The organism is Escherichia sp. MOD1-EC6475 (genome assembly GCF_003046645.1).
Taxonomy (GTDB): domain Bacteria; phylum Pseudomonadota; class Gammaproteobacteria; order Enterobacterales; family Enterobacteriaceae; genus Escherichia; species Escherichia ruysiae.
The window spans coordinates 1-17,763 of record NZ_PZKQ01000048.1 but is presented as its reverse complement, the minus strand read 5'-3'; the positions used below and the strand labels follow the sequence as shown (position 1 = coordinate 17,763).

The window sequence follows — 17,763 nt, the reverse complement described above, 5'->3', positions numbered from 1 at the left end:
GTGAAATTAACCTCCGTTGTTAGGCGGTTTGTGCTTGTCGTTAATAGCTTTCCATTTATATTCTGAATGCTAATGAAATATTGTAAACATATGATTTACATAAAATAGCAACAATGAAATATATATAATGAATAGATACCCTATGTTGAAGGAAGTATAAGTATTTTTAATGTGAAGGGTGTTTTTTAAACAACAAATGATATGTTTCTGTTCATTAAATATGATCGAAATCATATAATTGTTTCTCTATTATGCGACCATATGAATATATCCGAAAATGGATGTGTGAAATTTATTCGCCAAATGTTTAATAATGTTAAATATTAAGGGTAAAAAGGATGTTTATCGCCTGGTACTGGATTGTATTGATTGCGCTGGTTGTGGTGGGTTATTTTCTGCATCTGAAACGTTATTGTCGGGCGTTCCGCCAGGACAGAGACGCACTGCTGGAAGCGCGTAACAAATACTTAAGCAGTGCGAGAGAAGAAGTAGCAGAAAAGCTGGAATAGAGCTTTTGTGATGTCTGCAGATGTTGTCCATGCGCGGGACAACATCTGAAGTCGTTTTTAACCAATTCCTGCCGTTTGTAGCAGCACTAAACTGAACCCCATTACTGACATTCCACATAGCACGCCATAGCTGGGGTTATTATTGGGATCAATTTCTTTGGCCAATGGCATTAATTCGTCAACGGAAAGTGCGACCATAATACCCGCAACCGCCGCCATGATTGCTGCCATTACCACTGGAGAAATCATGCTACCGAGGATTAACCACGCCAGAACACCACCGAGAATTTCTGCCAGTCCAGAAATCCCGGCCCACAGAATTGCGGTGCGTTTCGAGCCTGTTGCAGCATAAACCGGCCCCGCTACTGCCAGACCTTCAGGTATATTGTGCAACGCTACTGCCAGAGCGATACCAAAGCCCAGCTCCAGGTTACTGCTCGCTGTGACAAAGGTGGCAATCCCTTCCGGGAAGTTATGCAGGCTGATACCCAGAGTGAGCAAAATGGCAGTGCGCTTGATTGATTTTGGTAGCGGCTGCACTGATTTTTGCATTAAATCCTGCGGGTGGGCATGGGGCAACATGCGGTCCAGGCCAAAATAGCCCAGCAAACCAACGATAAACATACCGTAGCCCAGCACAGGCGACATCCCTTCGGCGGCTAATGCGGCAGGAAGCATCTCCATTAATGAGATGAGCAACATGATCCCCGCCGCAAATCCCAGCGAAAACGCCAGCAGTCGGTTTGAGGGTTTTTGTCCAAGAACGCCGAGAAACGCGCCAATAAACGTGGCTGCCCCCGCCAGTATGGTCAGAATGAGAGGTACTGACATCGACAACTCCTTATAATTCTTCAACTTCAGGTGGAGCTTCAAAATAACTGATGATCATCATCATGGTTATCTGGGTTCTTCGCCCACCGAACAAGCGTATTGTGAGGATATCAAAATGACACCTTCAATTAAGGATATCATCATGTCTTCAACGCGTATGCCAGCATTGTTTTTAGGTCACGGTAGTCCGATGAATGTGCTGGAAGATAATTTATATACCCAGGCCTGGCAGCAGCTAGGCGAGACATTGCCGCGCCCGAAAGCGATAGTCGCTATTTCTGCGCACTGGTTTACTCGTGGCACGGGAGTAACGGCGATGGAAACGCCGCCGACAATTCATGACTTTGGCGGTTTTCCTCAGGAATTATACGAAACGCATTATCCGGCTCCGGGTTCACCAGCGTTGGCACAGCGACTGGTCGAATTGCTGGCGCCAGTACCCGTTACCCTGGATAAAGAAGCGTGGGGTTTTGACCACGGTTCCTGGGGCGTGCTGATTAAGATGTATCCTGACGCTGACATCCCGCTGGTACAGTTGAGTATTGACAGCACTAAACCCGCCGCCGGGCATTTCGAAATGGGACGTAAACTGGCGGCGCTGCGCGATGAAGGGATAATGTTAGTTGCCAGTGGTAACGTGGTGCATAACCTGCGCACGGTGAAGTGGCATGGTGATAGTTCACCGTATCCGTGGGCGATGTCATTTAATGAGTATGTGAAAGCGAATCTGACGTGGCAAGGGGCGGTTGAGGAGCATCCACTAGTGAATTACCTCGACCATGAAGGTGGGGCGTTATCGAACCCAACACCGGAACACTTTCTGCCACTGTTGTATGTGTTAGGTGCGTGGGATGGTCAGGAGCCGGTGACTGTTCCGGTTGATGGCATAGAGATGGGCAGTTTAAGCATGTTGTCGGTGCAGGTAGGCTAACGGAGAAAATATCACCCTTTGTCGGCTAGCTTATGCCACATCCGGCAACGGCTGTCAGATGCGGCGTAAACGCCTTATCTGAGCTACGATACCGGATGGCGAATGCCATCCGGTATCATTGATTACTCTACAAAAATATGCGGATAAAACCGAGACATATCCTGGGTGATTAATGCGCGGTCTTCACGAATCCCAATTCCGGCAGGCTGATCATTCACCAGCCAACTACCAATCAGCATATAACTGTCGCCAAATTTCGGTAGTGGATGGAATTGCTGAACAATCATGCCTTCTTCGCCATACGGACCTTCCGCCGCTTCAATGGTTTTGCCGTTCTCGATGATTGACACGTTTGCGCCTTCACGTGAGAAGATCGGCTTAACCACATATTTTTCCATTTGCGGATGATCATCTTCCGCAAAATAAGCGGGCAACAGGTTCGGGTGATTCGGGAACATCTCCCACAGTAGTGGCAGAAGCGCCTTGTTGGAAATAATGCTCTTCCATGCTGGTTCCAGCCAACGCACGCCAGCATCTTCCAGCTTAGTGGAGAACATTTCGCGCAGCATAAATTCCCACGGATACAGTTTGAACAGATTAGCGATGACCTGATCCTGCAAATCCGTGAACTGACCTTTTTCGCCTAAACCGATATCGTCGATGTACAGAAACTCGGTGGCGATTTCAGCTTCGGTCGCGCAGTCCTGCAAATACTGAATTGTGCCGCGATCTTCCACTGTGTCGCGACAGCAGGTGAGATGCAGCAACTGAAAGCCGTACTGCTCACGCAGCTCGACAAAGCGATCGATCAGCTTTTCTTGCAGACTGTTAAACTGGTCGCTGCCTTCCGGTAGGTTGCTCGCGTTAAGCTGATCTTCCAGCCAGATCCACTGAAAGAACGCAGCTTCATACAGTGACGTTGGTGTATCGGCGTTATTTTCCAGAAGTTTAGGTTCGCCAGTGCCATCCCACGCCAGATCAAGACGCGAATAAAGCGACGGCTGGTGAGTCAGCCATGACTGACGCACAAAACTCCAGGTGTGTTTTGGAATGCGGAATTTGGTCATCAGCTCGTCGCTGGCGATCACTCTTTCCACCACTTTCAGGCACATCTGGTGTAGTTCGGCGGTGACTTCTTCCAGCTTTTCGACCTGTGCGAGGGTCAATTTGTAGTAAGCATCTTCACACCAGTACGGCTCACCGTACATGGTATGAAAATTGAAACCGTACTCGTGAGCTTTTTCGCGCCAGTCCGGGCGCTCGGTAATACTGACTCTTTCCATCGGTATCAGCCGCCCATTGAACGAGAAGAAGTGCCGGTTGCGCTACGCTGCATGGTGCTTTGTTTGGCAACAGATTCACCAAAGCCGCCACGGGTAACGGTGGTGGTGGTCGCCGGTTTCGGCGCCATAGCTGTTTTCGGTACGGTCATGGTGCGGCCTGGCTGGGCAGCGCCATAGTTTTTACCGGTGGCATCAGTATATTTGCCGTAAGCCGGGCTGGCCGGGTTTTTCGAGGAGAACAGCGGCTGCTGTGCAAAGCCCGCGCCGCCGCCCATCAGACGCCCCATCATGTAACCAGCCATCAGCGGCATCCAGAAGCTACCGCTGGATTGCTGAGCCTGTGCCTGGTTTTCTGGCGCCATGCCAGCCTGAGCCGGTGCCTGCTGGCATTGACCTTCGCCAAATTCAGCAACACAGTCTTCCCGAGTGGCGTATTTCGGCGCAGTACGTTCCGCTTCTTTCAGCGCATTATTGTACGCAGTGGCGCATTCTGCGCTTTTACCTGGGTTTGCAGCTGAACAATCATCAGCATTTTGATACAGAGACACAGTCTCATCACTCTTTTCACAGCCAGCCAGCATAAAAACAGTGGCAACCGCAAGAGCGACAGGTGTCAGATGGCGTGCGCTCCAGTTTTTACGGAACGATGCGTGGCGTATGGATTTTGTCCGTTTCATTTTTGTCTTCCGGGACCAGTGGTAAATACCCATCAGAATAGAGGATGGCTGGTCGAAATTGAAGCGAGAAGGGGGAAGAATGCGGCAGATAACCCGTATCTTTACGTTGCCTTACGTTCAGACGGGGCCGAAGCCCCGTCATCGTCATCAGTTACGGAAAGGGTTATGACCGTTACTGGTGGTAGTGCGTGCGGATGTTTGCTGAACAACTGGTGCCGGGCTATCAGGCGCATAGCCATCAGCAATAGCATTCTGTTCTGGCGTTGGCGGTGCAACGTTTTCCGGGTTAGTGGAAACCGGTTTGCTCAGCGCATTGTTCAGTGCCAGCAGATCCTGCTCGTTCAACGTACCCAGAGCTGATTTAATATTCAACTGGTTAATCAGGTAGTTATAACGCGCATTCGCCAGCTCTTGCTTGGCGTTGTACAGCGTGGTGGTCGCATCCAACACATCAACAATGGTACGCGTACCGACCGAGTAGCCCGCTTCCATCGCGTCTAATGAGCTTTGGGCGGAAACCACGGCTTGTTTGTAGGCGTTAATGCTACTGATAGATGCATTAATGTTGTTGAAAGAGGAACGCACGGTTTGCACGACGCTACGGTGTGCGCTTTCCAGTTGTTCGCTGGCACCGACAAAGTTGTACTGTGCCTGTTTCACCTGCGAGTTAACCATCCCGCCCTGATAAATCGGCAGCGAGAAGCTCAGGCCAACTTTGTTCTGGCCCATATTGCTGTCGTCATACTGGGCACTGTTCGCACCACGGGTTTTCGAACCACTATAAGAGGTATCAGAAATCCCGGTAGAAGCTGTTAAATCCAGCGTCGGTAAGTGACCGTCCTGCGCCTGGCGAATTTGCTCGCGCGCCAGATCCTGGCTCAAACGTGCCTGTAACAGCGACAGGTTGCGTTTTTCTGCTTCTTTCAGCAGCGCATTAACCGGCTGTGGTTTGTCGGTTTTGAAGTTTTCGACATTCAGTGCTGCCAGTTCCGGATAGTAATTACCGGTGATCTGACGCAGTTGCTCAACGGCATTGTCGAGGTTGTTACGTGCGGTCACTTCGTTCGCCAGCACGGTATCGTACTGTGCGCGGGCGTTCTGCACGTCGGTGATCGCCACCAGACCCACGTTAAAACGTTGGGTGGTTTGATCCAACTGACGGTAGATCGCTTCTTTTTGCGCCTGAGTATAGGAAAGAACGTCAATGGCATTCAACACGTTGAAATAAGCGGTCGCGGTGTTGAGGATCAAGGTTTGTTGATCGGTCTGATAGGTGACGTCCTGAATACCGGCAGCCTTTTCCTGCAAGGTCAGCGCACGCCATTTCGACATATCGAAAATGGACTGAGTCAACTGCAGGGATGCACTGGTTGCGTTAGAGTTGATGCCGTTCGCGTCGCGGTAGCCGTTGCTATAGGTGTAATCTGCACCTAAACCTAGCTGTGGCAGTAATGGACTGCGCGCTTCATTAATTTTTTCAAAGGCAGCATCACGATCGGCGGCAGACTTACGCAATTCCGGGTTACTAAGGCGTGCTTGCTGATAAACTTGCATCAGGTTCTCGGCCTGGCTCAACGTACTGAACCCAGAAAGGCTCAGGCCGATAAGAATGGGGAGCAATTTCTTCATTTGCATTCCTTGTGGTGAAGCAGTATTTAGCGCTGATCAAACTGTAAAATTATTGCGGATTCTAGCAGAAGCCGCTACCGCAAAAGGTTGGCGTTACGTGCCATAGGGCATTAATGTGCCTCAATTTAACACATGACTGCTCAAACGGCAGTCAAACGTCGCTGAAATTCACATTTTATTCACTATTAGTGCCAGGACATTAACCATGCTTAAGCCAGACAACCTGCCCGTTTCATTTGGCAAAAACGATGTAGAAATTATTGCACGAGAAACACTTTATCGCGGCTTTTTTTCATTAGATCTTTATAGGTTTCGTCATCGTCTATTCAACGGGCAAATGAGTCATGAAGTCCGCAGGGAAATTTTTGAGCGCGGTCACGCCGCAGTCTTGCTACCCTTTGACCCAGTGCGTGATGAAGTCGTGCTGATTGAGCAGATACGGATTGCCGCATATGACACCAGCGAAACCCCCTGGCTACTGGAAATGGTTGCCGGGATGATTGAAGAGGGGGAAAGTGTGGAAGATGTCGCCCGTCGCGAAGCGATTGAAGAAGCGGGGCTGATAGTCAAACGAACCAAACCGGTGTTAAGTTTCCTCGCAAGCCCAGGCGGCACCAGTGAGCGTTCGTCAATTATGGTGGGCGAAGTGGACGCCACGACCGCAAGCGGTATTCACGGTCTGGCTGATGAAAACGAAGATATTCGCGTTCATGTGGTAAGCCGGGAACAGGCATACCAGTGGGTAGAAGAGGGGAAAATCGACAACGCAGCGTCGGTCATCGCTTTGCAATGGCTGCAACTGCATCATCAAGCGTTAAAAAATGAGTGGGCATAAATGAAGCGTTACACACCTGACTTTCCTGAAATGATGCGCCTGTGCGAGATGAACTTTTCACAATTGCGCCGTTTGTTACCGCGCAATGACGCACCCGGCGAAACTATAAGCTATCAGGTGGCAAACGCACATTATCGGCTAACGATAGTGGAATCGACCCGATACACTACCCTGGTGACAATAGAACAGACTGTGCCCGCGATCAGTTACTGGAGCCTTCCGTCAATGACGGTGCGTCTGTATCATGACGCGATGGTGGCTGAAGTGTGTTCAAGCCAGCAGATTTTTCGCTTCAAAGCGCGGTATGATTATCCTAATAAAAAGTTGCATCAACGCGACGAAAAGCATCAAATTAATCAGTTTTTAGCGGATTGGTTGCGATACTGTTTAGCACATGGAGCGATGGCGATTCCGGTTTATTAGCGTCGTGAAACCTAAGGACACCATTTGGAAAGCCTGTTAACCCTTCCTCTGGCTGGTGAGGCCAGAGTGAGGATTTTACAAATTACCGACACTCACCTGTTTGCACAAAAGCACGAAGCCCTGTTGGGGGTTAACACCTGGGAGAGCTACCAGGCTGTGCTGGAGGCGATTCGTCCACACCAGCACGAATTCGACCTGATTGTCGCGACAGGTGATTTAGCGCAGGATCAAACTGCTGCGGCCTATCTGCACTTTGCGGAAGGCATCGCAAGCTTTCGTGCGCCCTGCGTCTGGCTGCCGGGAAACCATGATTTCCAGCCTGCGATGTACAGCGCGTTACAGGATGCGGGTATCTCCCCGGCGAAGCGTGTGTTTATCGGTGAGCAATGGCAAATCCTGCTGCTGGATAGCCAGGTGTTTGGCGTACCGCACGGCGAATTGAGCGAGTTTCAGCTTGATTGGCTGGAACGTAAGCTGGCTGATGCGCCAGAGCGCCATACGTTGCTGCTACTGCACCATCATCCGCTGCCTGCAGGCTGTAGCTGGCTCGACCAACACAGTCTGCGTAACGCTGGTGAACTGGATAATGTGCTGGCGAAGTTTCCGCACGTCAAATATCTGCTGTGTGGTCATATTCATCAGGAACTCGATCTCGACTGGAACGGGCGCCGCCTGCTGGCAACGCCGTCGACCTGTGTGCAATTTAAACCGCACTGTTCCAACTTCACGCTGGACACCATTGCCCCCGGCTGGCGTACGCTGGAGTTACATGCTGATGGCACGCTGACTACCGAAGTGCACCGCCTGGCGGACACGCGTTTCCAACCTGATACCGCTTCAGAAGGCTACTGATGTCTACGCTTCTTTATTTACACGGTTTCAACAGCTCACCGCGTTCTGCAAAAGCGAGCTTGTTGAAAAACTGGCTGGCGGAACATCACCCTGACGTTGAGATGATTATTCCGCAGTTGCCGCCGTATCCTTCCGATGCGGCAGAACTGCTGGAATCCATTGTCCTGGAACATGGCGGCGATTCGCTGGGTATCGTCGGTTCGTCACTGGGGGGTTACTACGCCACCTGGTTGTCGCAATGTTTTATGCTGCCCGCAGTGGTGGTAAACCCGGCGGTGCGCCCGTTTGAACTGCTAACAGACTATCTCGGTCAGAACGAGAACCCCTACACCGGGCAGCAATATGTGCTAGAGTCACGCCATATTTACGATCTCAAAGTCATGCAGATTGACCCGCTGGAAGCGCCGGATCTGATCTGGCTGCTGCAACAGACGGGAGATGAAGTGCTGGATTACCGCCAGGCGGTGGCGTACTACGCTTCCTGCCGCCAGACTGTAATAGAAGGCGGCAACCACGCATTTACGGGCTTCGAAGATTATTTCAACCCGATCGTCGATTTTCTTGGTCTGCACCATCTCTGACGATCAACTCGAATTGCTAACTTAAACCATGACGCAAACTTATAACGCTGATGCCATTGAGGTACTCACCGGGCTTGAGCCGGTTCGCCGCCGTCCGGGGATGTATACCGATACCACTCGCCCTAACCATTTGGGGCAAGAAGTTATTGATAACAGTGTCGATGAAGCACTGGCGGGTCACGCAAAACGCGTGGATGTAATTTTACATGCTGACCAGTCGTTAGAAGTGATTGACGATGGTCGCGGGATGCCGGTGGATATTCACCCTGAAGAGGGTGTACCGGCGGTTGAACTGATTCTTTGCCGTCTGCACGCAGGCGGTAAATTTTCTAACAAAAACTACCAGTTCTCTGGCGGCCTGCATGGCGTGGGGATCTCGGTGGTTAACGCCCTGTCAAAGCGCGTAGAAGTCAACGTGCGCCGCGATGGTCAGATTTATAATATCGCCTTTGAAAATGGCGAAAAGGTTCAGGATTTGCAGGTTGTCGGCACTTGCGGTAAACGCAATACCGGCACCAGCGTGCACTTCTGGCCGGATGAAACCTTCTTTGACAGCCCGCGCTTTTCTGTTTCCCGGCTTACACATGTACTGAAAGCCAAAGCAGTACTGTGCCCCGGCGTTGAGATCACCTTCAAAGATGAGATCAACAACACTGAGCAACGCTGGTGCTATCAGGACGGTCTGAACGATTACCTGGCGGAAGCGGTAAATGGTTTACCGACGCTGCCGGAAAAACCGTTTATTGGTAATTTCGCTGGCGATACTGAAGCGGTTGACTGGGCGCTACTGTGGCTACCGGAAGGTGGTGAACTGCTGACCGAAAGCTACGTCAACCTGATCCCAACGATGCAGGGCGGTACGCACGTTAACGGTCTGCGTCAGGGCTTGCTGGATGCGATGCGTGAGTTTTGCGAATACCGCAACATTCTGCCGCGCGGCGTGAAGCTGTCGGCGGAAGATATCTGGGATCGCTGCGCATATGTGCTGTCAGTAAAAATGCAGGACCCGCAGTTTGCCGGGCAGACCAAAGAGCGCCTCTCTTCGCGTCAATGTGCGGCATTCGTTTCTGGCGTGGTTAAAGATGCCTTCACCCTGTGGCTGAACCAGAACGTCCAGGCAGCGGAACTACTTGCTGAGATGGCAATTTCCAGCGCCCAGCGTCGTATGCGTGCCGCCAAAAAAGTGGTACGTAAAAAGTTGACCAGTGGACCGGCATTGCCAGGAAAACTGGCAGACTGTACTGCGCAGGATCTCAATCGTACCGAACTGTTCCTCGTGGAAGGTGACTCCGCAGGCGGATCCGCTAAGCAGGCGCGCGATCGTGAATATCAGGCGATCATGCCGCTGAAAGGTAAGATCCTTAACACCTGGGAAGTCTCTTCCGATGAAGTACTGGCCTCGCAGGAAGTGCACGATATTTCGGTAGCGATCGGTATTGATCCTGACAGCGATGATCTTAGCCAGCTACGTTACGGCAAGATCTGTATCCTCGCGGATGCGGACTCCGATGGCCTGCACATTGCCACGCTGCTCTGCGCTTTGTTTGTAAAACACTTCCGCACGCTGGTGAAACACGGTCACGTTTACGTCGCTCTGCCACCGCTCTACCGTATTGATCTGGGTAAAGAGGTCTATTACGCGCTGACAGAAGAAGAGAAAGAGGGCGTACTTGAGCAATTAAAACGCAAGAAAGGCAAGCCGAACGTTCAGCGTTTTAAAGGGCTGGGGGAAATGAACCCTATGCAATTGCGCGAAACCACGCTTGATCCGAATACTCGCCGTCTGGTGCAGTTAACCATTGATGATGAAGACGATCAGCGTACTGACGCGATGATGGATATGCTGCTGGCGAAGAAACGCTCGGAAGACCGCCGTAACTGGTTGCAAGAGAAAGGTGACATGGCGGAGATTGAGGTCTGATAATCCTCCCGTCAGGAGAATAAAACATAGCCCGGTATACAATTGTATACCGGGCTTTTTTATCAAAACTCCATTTTCACCGTGAATTGCACTTCACGAGGATCGCCAATCTGGTTGCCCAGATTATTTGTGGCGATGGAAGAGGTGTAATACGTTTTATCAAACAGGTTTTTGACGTTTAATTGCAGAGTGACCGGATACTGCAATTTCATTTTGTATGCGGCGAAGGCATCGGCAACGAAATAGCCTGGCAGATAATAGTCAGCCCCATTGGTTGCCGAACGACGGCTTACGCCATGTCCGCCACCGCCAAGCGTCAGTGTGTTATTGCCTGGCATGTTGTGAATGTCATAGGTCAGGAATAGCGAACCGGTATGACGAGGAACATTCGGCAATGGTTTTCCTGCATAATCAGGATCATCCAGAACCTTAGCATCGGTATAGCCGTAGCTGGCAATTATATTAATATTTTCAGTTAATGCTCCCGCAAGGTCGACCTCTACCCCTCTTGAACGAACGCGGCCTGCCGTTTTGGCGATGGTTTCGTCACCAATACTTTCGGTATACAAGACGTTACGTTTATGGATATCAAACAGCGCAATATCTGCGGTTATACCATCGAACAGCTCGAATTTTGCCCCGACTTCGTAAGCATTAGATGATTCCGGTGGAAGATCGCCAATGTAGCTGGCAATTGACGATTGCGGCATAAATGTTTGCGAATAATTAGCAAATAAGGATACCGATGGCGTAAGTTTGTAGACCAACCCCAGTTTGGGAGTCCATTGTTCATCGCGACTGTCAGTATTGACATTAAAAGGGCGGCCTTTACCCGCATACTGCGTGTAATACTGATAGCGGATCCCGGCGACGGCAATCCAGTTATCGGTCAGATAGAGTGCGTCCTGTGCGTACGCTGAGTAGCTCTCCTGTTTGATCGTCTGATCGCTGTCCGACGCCGAGACCGTTGTGCATTTGCTGGTATTGCCATAAACAGGATTATAAATATTGAAATCTTTAGCATTTTTACAGCGAATCATATCTGTGCGCAGAAGATCATAATATTCATATGACACCCCACCCAAAATTTCATTATAGAATCCAGCAATATCAACATTCCCTTGCAGATCCGCACGAGTAGAATGCATACGCTGGGTAGATCCCTGAGTTGCATCAACACGCCGTGTCAGTGTTCCTGTCGTTGCATCATACGCGGTAACGCGAGCTTGATTATCGCTGTATTTATCCTGGCTGTAGCTGTAATCAAAGCGCGCTGTCCACTGGCTATTGAGATGATATTCTGCGTTGAGTTGCGCCAGATCGGACTGACCATCTGTAATATTAAACGGTTCGTCGAAACGTATTTTTCGATCAACGTTTACGGGCTGTTTCGTCGTAAGGTCGAAAATCGTTCCACGATCGAACGGCGTTTTATAATCCCGATGGGAATAGAGCATGGTTACTGTTGCATTATCACCAAACCAGGTGAGTGATGGGGCAATAAATGTACTGCGCTCTTTACCGAAATTCCGCCAGTAATCTTCATCCTGCACTTCCCCCGTCAGGCGGTATGCCAGCTGAGTGCCTTCAATGGGGCCTGTGATATCAAGTTGCCCGGTGCCACCACCGAAACTGGAGGACGTGGCTGAGACAGAACCATGGAATGTTTTTTCCGGGCGCTTTGTCACGACGTTAATCAGTCCGCCAGGATCGAGAATGCCATACAGCGTGGAGGCCGGGCCTTTTAGCACTTCCACACGTTCTGTTGCGGCGTTGAAGCTGCGAGGAAGTACGGTTCGCAGACCGTTGGTCATGATCGAGCCATCCCGGTTTGCGCCAAACCCACGGCGTACAAAAGCATTCTGAGTCCCACCTAATGTATTGGTCTGTACCACGTTACTGACGTTATAAAGCGCCTCATCCAGCGTCGTCGCATTCTGATTTTCCAGTACTTGATCGCTAACCGTATTGACCACCTGCGGAATATCCAGCATTGGCATATCGGTTAATGTCGCCGTGGAGGTGCTCAGAGGTTGATAACCATCGGTAGCCTCAGTTGCGGTATTTGCATCCGCTGTAACAGTGATTGTTTCGCCATCTTTGGTCATTACAGTGTCGGTTGCATGAATCATCGGTGCCGCAAAGAGCAGTGAAAAGAGCGCCCGACCTTTGACTCCTGAGAATGAAGGTGTGAACTTAGCCATTTAGTCTGTTATCCCAAAAACTCGCGGATTGTCGCGAGTGAAAATTGTTTCTTGTTGCTCACTAAGCACTATCCGTTTGTTATTTCATCACCGGATATGTAATTGAGAATCATTCAAACATGTGGTGATGTAGTAGTAAATGAGAAATGACAAAAAAATGCTACATGTGTTTTTACGATGATTTAATGCAACCTGATTGTTCTTAACTAGTTAATATTTAATATTTTAATTTTTATTTTAAATAATATTTCACGTGTTATTTACCTTGTTTTTATATGGTTTTTAACTCCTTGATTACTACATTTTGTGGCGTCAAACTCTCAAAGGAGAATGAGTTTTATTTTTGTTTGTTTTTGATTAAGTTGGCGTACACGTGGCACATAACGCAAAAGGGCAGGGGCTGATCCTCGACAATGTTTCTGCCGGGTATCACAAGAAAATCATTGTTGATGGTGTTTCTTTCTCCGTTCCCACAGAAAAAATGACCGTTCTGGTTGGGGCAAACGGTTGTGGAAAGTCGACGTTGCTCAGCACCATTGCACGTATCTTGCAACCCATGGGCGGCTCGATATTGCTGGATGGTAAAGCGATTCACGAGCAACCAACGAAAGAGTTATCCCGCAGACTTGGGATCTTGCCGCAGTCGCCATTATTGCCAGAGGGCTTAACCGTTTATGAACTGGTGTCGCGTGGGCGCTTTCCCTGGCAAAATTTCATACGTCAATGGAGCGACGCCGACGAACAGGCGGTAGAAGAGGCACTGAAATTAACCGGTACGCAGGAGTTTGCACATTTACCGGTTGAAAAACTCTCTGGTGGGCAGCGCCAGCGATGCTGGATTGCGATGGTGTTGGCGCAAAAGACGCCTTATATCCTGCTGGATGAACCCACAACCTGGCTTGATTTACGTTATCAGGTTGAAATTCTTGAGTTATTACATGATTTAACGCGTCATCACGGGCGTACAGTCGTCGTGGTGTTGCATGATCTGAATTTTGCCGTGAATTATGGTGATACGTTGATATTTTTACGCCAGGGAAAAGTGGTGCGTGTATTGAATGAGGGGGAGCATTGCACGCCTGAGCTGGTAAAAGCTGTCTTTGACGTTGATGTTCACGCATCAATAAATCCTCTGACGGGGAAACCGTTTTTCATGCCGTTTCGTGGTGTAGAAAAAGTATGATGCGCGCGGGGCTGGTTACTGTATTTTTCTTCGCCTTACTGCTGGTGGGATGCGTGGTATATCCAGGGATTGGTGCCCGATTTATTGCACCACAAACGGTGTTGCAGGCATTTCTTCATTTTGAACCGCAAAACTTCGATCACAACGTAATTGTAAGACTCCGTTTGCCGCGTTTAGCGGCAGCATTGCTGACTGGTGCTTCTCTTGGCGTTGCTGGTGCTTTGTTGCAGGCTGTCATTCGTAACCCATTGGGGGAGCCACATATTTTAGGCTTAAATGCCGGCGCCGCCCTGGCTGTCGTTGCCGCCAGCGCACTTGGACTGGCCTTTCCTGTTGGGCGCCCACTGCTGGCATCTGCGGGAGGCGCGTTATTGTTCCTGTTGATATTGCTGCTTTCCTCCGCAGGGCGTTCAGGGTTAACGCCAATGAAAGTTACTTTATGCGGCGTGGCGCTATCGGCGTTTGTTTCCTCAATAACGGCTGCAATCCTGATTCTTGACGAGCAAACGTTGCTGGCGATGCGGACATGGTTAGCAGGTGATTTAGCGGGGCAGGATTGGGCGACGCTTGGTACGTCCGCCTGGTTTTCTTTGGGGGGATTTGTATTAGCCCTTTACCGTGCTCCCTCTCTTAACATGTTGGCACTGGGCGATCGTATGGCGCAGGGGCTGGGTGTCTCGGTACTACGCACGCGGACATTCACTTTGATCGCGATCGCGTTGCTTTGCGGTGCTGCCGTATCGATAGCTGGCCCCATTGGTTTTGTCGGCTTGCTAGTACCGCAGATTGTCAGGTGCCTGGTATCAACGGATCTGCGCGTTCTGCTACCTCTTTCAGCTTGTGTCGGTGCCCTTTTGTTATTACTGGCAGATATTATTGCCCGGACGCTTTTCACGCCCCATGAGTTAGCGACCGGTGTCATGACGGCGTTAGTTGGTGCGCCCGTTTTTGTCATTATGGCGACGAGGATGTTCAAATGAGTCGGATAATGAACGTCGGACTACGCCCACTACGTGTTGGTAAGTTTTCGACACTGGTGCGCCCTAAAAATCTGCTGTTGCTTAGTGGGCTGTCTCTGTTTGTGGTTGGAATACTGATATTCGGTTTGATGCATGGCACTTTCTCCGTCCCGGCATCGGAAGTCGGGCGAGCGTTGTTTGCTCCAGAAAACGTAAGTACAGACGCACGTTATATTGTGCAGGATATCCGCTTGCCAAGAGTCATCATGGCATTGCTATGCGGGGCCATGTTAGGTATGGCAGGAGCCGCAATGCAATCCATTGCGCGTAACGGCCTTGCCGATCCCGGTTTAATCGGCGTTAAAGAAGGATGTAGCGTGGCTGTGCTGTGGCTGATTTTCCAGTTTCCAATGCTGGGAATGTTCTGGCGTCCAGTGGCTGGTCTTGCTGGTGGCTTGTTGGTTGCTTTAATCGTGATTTTTTGCGCGCGCGATATTTCTCGCCCGCGATTTGTTCTGATAGGCATTGGCGTGTCCTGGTTTTTCGCCGCCGGGATCGGTGTATTTATGACCACAGCAGATGTTCGTGATGTACAAACTGCATTGATGTGGTTATCGGGAAGCCTTCATGCAGCCAACTGGATGTTAGTCGGTATTTCAGCCTGTTGGATGGTGCCAGCCGCTCTTTTATTGCTGTTCACCGCCCGGACTGCGGATATCGCTCTGCTTGGTCATCAGATTGCAACCGGGTTAGGTGTGAATAGTTCCCGTCTGGCGTTATTGCGTGTAGCCGCACCAATAATCCTGACAGCTGTCTGCGTTTCATGTGTTGGTAACATCGGTTTTGTCGGATTGATAGCACCGCATATATCACGTTTTATTCTGCGTGGCGGGCAGACGACATTACTGCTGGGGAGCGCAGTATCGGGGGCGTTATTAGTTATCCTGGCGGATAGCATTGGTCGTTTGGCTTTTTTGCCTTTGCAACTGCCAGCCGGCATCATTATTTCACTGATTGGTGGACCATTCTTTTTACTACTGCTCTGGCAACGCAGGAACAGTTTTTAACGGGAGTTATATGCGTTTATTTTTTTCTCTGCTGATACTGTTGTCATTTTTTGCCCGTGCAACAGAACCGGTTCAGGTCTTTACTGATGATTTAGGGCGCAAAGTCACTGTTCCTGCACATCCAAAGAGAATTGTCTCTTTACACGACCTTGATATCACTATTCCTCTGATTGAGCTCGGTGTACCTCCTGTCGCCAGCCACGGGCGAACACGGCCTGATGGTAGCCATTTCATTCGATCAGGCGCGTTACTAACAGGCGTCGACTTCGATAATTCATCGATAGCCTTTATTGGAACTGCTGATATTGATATTGAAGCGATTGTGGCGGCAAAGCCTGATCTGATCATCACAGAACCGACCCGTAATACGCCCATTGAACAACTGGAAAAAATTGCGCCCACGGTGAGCATTGATCATCTCAAAGGGGGCGCGCCAGAAATCTACCGCAAGCTGGCAGAACTTACAGGAACGCAGGCGCGGCTGGCGATACTTGAACGCCGCTATCAGGCACAAATCAATGCGCTGAAGGCGACGCTGGACAGCCAAAAAATAACGGTATCGGTGATTCAGGCAAATCAGGGAAAAATTAATGTGATGCATAGCTATCATTCGCTGGGGCGTGTATTACGCGATGCTGGTTTTCGCTTTCCGCCGCTGATTGAGAGCATTCCTGAAGGTGGGCGAATGGATGTGAGCGCGGAGCGTTTGCCTGAACTGGATGCCGATTTTGTTTTTGCAACCTGGCGTGGTGACACCGGTGGTAAACCTCAGGATGAGCTGGCAGCAATGGAAAAAGTCATGCCGGGATGGTGTCAGTTTCTGACGGCCTGTCGTTCCGGGCGCTATGTGCTGATTTCTCGTGAAGAGGCGATTTCTAACTCCTTTGCATCGCTGGGGCTGATAGCCGCGCAGATACAATCACAAATTGCAGGGCGACCTCTACCGGAGGCCAAATGATTCAGAAAGACAAAACACGAGTTGATATTTTTGGTGAGCGTTTTCGTACTCGCGCGAGTCAGTTAACGCCTGGGTTAAGAGCCGTCGCCAGCTACATTAATGAACATCGTGAAGTGGTACTCGAGCAAACGGCGATGGAAATTGCGACCACATTGAACACTTCTGATGCCACAGTGATTCGGGCTATACAGGCCCTGGGGTTTGCGGGGCTACGAGATCTGAAACGCACTCTGGAACAGTGGCTTGGTCCTGCTCTTAGTTCCAGCGAAAAGATGTCTACGACGGTGAGTAACTTGACGAGTGATGTTAACACCGCAATCGATTTTGTTCTTGAAGGGCATTTGTATACCTGTAATGTCCTGTCAGAGCCTGAAAACCGCCATGCGCTTGCACAAGCGGTAGCCATGCTGGTGCAGGCGCGGCAAGTTGTTATTTTTGGCATTGGCGCTTCGGGTATTCTGGCGGACTATACTGCACGGTTATTCAATCGTATTGGCTTACCCGCCACGGCGCTAAACCGTACTGGTATTGGCCTTGCCGAGCAACTGATCGCGCTTCAGCGTGGTGATGTATTGATCATGATGGCGCAAAAATCCGCACACCGGGAAGGACTGACAACGCTGCGTGAAGCAAGACGGCTGGGGATCCCTGTTATTTTGCTGACAAACGCTCTGGATTCGCGTTTTAGCAAAGACGCCAGTATCGTGATTCATGTTCCGCGCGGAGATGAAAAGGGGAAAACGCCGCTACATGGTACGGTATTGTTGTGCCTGGAAATGATTGTCTGGTCGGTGGCTTCCGCAGTGCCGCAGCGTGCGGTTAAAACCATTAAGCGAATTAACGATTTCCATCGGGGTTTGAAAACGGGAAGAAAGAATGGCTGACCGGGTGCAGCCATTTCAGGTAATGACTCCAACTTA

At 50.2% G+C, this 17,763-nt stretch carries 17 protein-coding genes; 12 read left to right on the top strand and 5 right to left on the bottom strand.

Annotated elements, in window-relative coordinates:
* The first annotated feature begins 338 nt into the window (after positions 1-338).
* The gene (gene yqiD / locus A7589_RS22970) at positions 339-509 is read left to right on the top strand and encodes a protein YqiD (protein ID WP_000469267.1); all 171 of its coding nucleotides are present in this window, start codon (positions 339-341) and stop codon (positions 507-509) included.
* 57 nt (positions 510-566) lie between these two features.
* Here yqiD and zupT read toward each other — a convergent pair whose 3' ends face one another.
* Complete coding sequence (gene zupT / locus A7589_RS15755) at positions 567-1,340, bottom strand: zinc transporter ZupT (protein ID WP_000115866.1); 774 nt, start codon at positions 1,338-1,340, stop codon at positions 567-569.
* Between the two features lie 142 nt (positions 1,341-1,482).
* Between zupT and ygiD the strand changes: the two genes are divergently transcribed.
* Positions 1,483-2,271, top strand: a complete 789-nt coding sequence (gene ygiD / locus A7589_RS15750) for a 4,5-DOPA-extradiol-dioxygenase (protein ID WP_108188912.1) — start codon at positions 1,483-1,485, stop codon at positions 2,269-2,271.
* Positions 2,272-2,393: 122 nt separating this feature from the next.
* Here the strand turns inward: ygiD and A7589_RS15745 are convergent, their stop codons facing one another.
* The 3 genes from A7589_RS15745 to tolC form a co-directional block, all read right to left on the bottom strand.
* A complete protein-coding gene (locus A7589_RS15745; RefSeq protein ID WP_000442877.1) occupies positions 2,394-3,554 on the bottom strand; it encodes a glutathionylspermidine synthase family protein in 1,161 nt (386 codons plus the stop codon).
* A 5-nt stretch (positions 3,555-3,559) separates the two neighbouring features.
* Positions 3,560-4,231, bottom strand: coding sequence for a DUF1190 family protein (locus A7589_RS15740; protein ID WP_000831533.1), 672 nt, complete (start codon positions 4,229-4,231; stop codon positions 3,560-3,562).
* A gap of 147 nt (positions 4,232-4,378) precedes the next feature.
* Positions 4,379-5,860, bottom strand: a complete 1,482-nt coding sequence (gene tolC / locus A7589_RS15730; RefSeq protein ID WP_000735301.1) for an outer membrane channel protein TolC — start codon at positions 5,858-5,860, stop codon at positions 4,379-4,381.
* A 205-nt stretch (positions 5,861-6,065) separates the two neighbouring features.
* Here tolC and nudF point away from each other — a divergent pair, with 205 nt between their 5' ends.
* From nudF to parE, 5 genes are read left to right on the top strand one after another with little or no spacing between them, the layout of a single operon-like run.
* Entirely contained in the window at positions 6,066-6,695 is a 630-nt protein-coding gene (gene nudF / locus A7589_RS15725) for an ADP-ribose diphosphatase (protein ID WP_000917108.1), read from the top strand.
* Entirely contained in the window at positions 6,696-7,118 is a 423-nt protein-coding gene (locus A7589_RS15720; RefSeq protein WP_108188911.1) for a DUF1249 family protein, read from the top strand.
* A gap of 24 nt (positions 7,119-7,142) precedes the next feature.
* Positions 7,143-7,970 carry a 3',5'-cyclic-AMP phosphodiesterase gene (gene cpdA / locus A7589_RS15715; RefSeq protein WP_000444757.1) on the top strand — a complete coding sequence of 276 codons (828 nt, stop codon included), beginning with the start codon at positions 7,143-7,145 and terminating at the stop codon, positions 7,968-7,970.
* Positions 7,970-8,551, top strand: a complete 582-nt coding sequence (gene yqiA, locus A7589_RS15710; RefSeq protein ID WP_000105733.1) for an esterase YqiA — start codon at positions 7,970-7,972, stop codon at positions 8,549-8,551. Before cpdA ends, yqiA begins: the two co-directional genes overlap by 1 nt.
* A 28-nt stretch (positions 8,552-8,579) precedes the next feature.
* Positions 8,580-10,472 (top strand): DNA topoisomerase IV subunit B, encoded by a 1,893-nt coding sequence (gene parE, locus A7589_RS15705; protein ID WP_000195277.1) that lies wholly within the window; start codon positions 8,580-8,582, stop codon positions 10,470-10,472.
* A gap of 62 nt (positions 10,473-10,534) precedes the next feature.
* Here parE and A7589_RS15700 read toward each other — a convergent pair whose 3' ends face one another.
* The gene (locus A7589_RS15700) at positions 10,535-12,676 is read right to left on the bottom strand and encodes a TonB-dependent siderophore receptor (protein ID WP_108188910.1); all 2,142 of its coding nucleotides are present in this window, start codon (positions 12,674-12,676) and stop codon (positions 10,535-10,537) included.
* 373 nt (positions 12,677-13,049) lie between these two features.
* Here A7589_RS15700 and A7589_RS15695 point away from each other — a divergent pair, with 373 nt between their 5' ends.
* Genes A7589_RS15695 through A7589_RS15675 form a run of 5 tightly spaced genes read left to right on the top strand, consistent with a single transcriptional unit; the run spans position 13,050 to position 17,727 of the window.
* Positions 13,050-13,859 (top strand): ABC transporter ATP-binding protein, encoded by an 810-nt coding sequence (locus A7589_RS15695; RefSeq protein WP_000940877.1) that lies wholly within the window; start codon positions 13,050-13,052, stop codon positions 13,857-13,859.
* Positions 13,856-14,839, top strand: a complete 984-nt coding sequence (locus A7589_RS15690) for a FecCD family ABC transporter permease (RefSeq protein WP_000984131.1) — start codon at positions 13,856-13,858, stop codon at positions 14,837-14,839. The genes A7589_RS15695 and A7589_RS15690 overlap by 4 nt, the downstream gene beginning before the upstream one ends.
* An 8-nt stretch (positions 14,840-14,847) precedes the next feature.
* On the top strand, positions 14,848-15,885 hold the full coding sequence (locus tag A7589_RS15685; protein ID WP_123058220.1) for a FecCD family ABC transporter permease: 1,038 nt from the start codon (positions 14,848-14,850) through the stop codon (positions 15,883-15,885).
* 10 nt (positions 15,886-15,895) lie between these two features.
* A complete protein-coding gene (locus A7589_RS15680; RefSeq protein ID WP_010356901.1) occupies positions 15,896-16,843 on the top strand; it encodes an iron-siderophore ABC transporter substrate-binding protein in 948 nt (315 codons plus the stop codon).
* Positions 16,840-17,727: a MurR/RpiR family transcriptional regulator gene (locus A7589_RS15675; RefSeq protein WP_000614946.1), complete on the top strand. Its 888-nt coding sequence runs from the start codon at positions 16,840-16,842 to the stop codon at positions 17,725-17,727. Before A7589_RS15680 ends, A7589_RS15675 begins: the two co-directional genes overlap by 4 nt.
* The last annotated feature ends 36 nt before the right edge of the window (positions 17,728-17,763 follow it).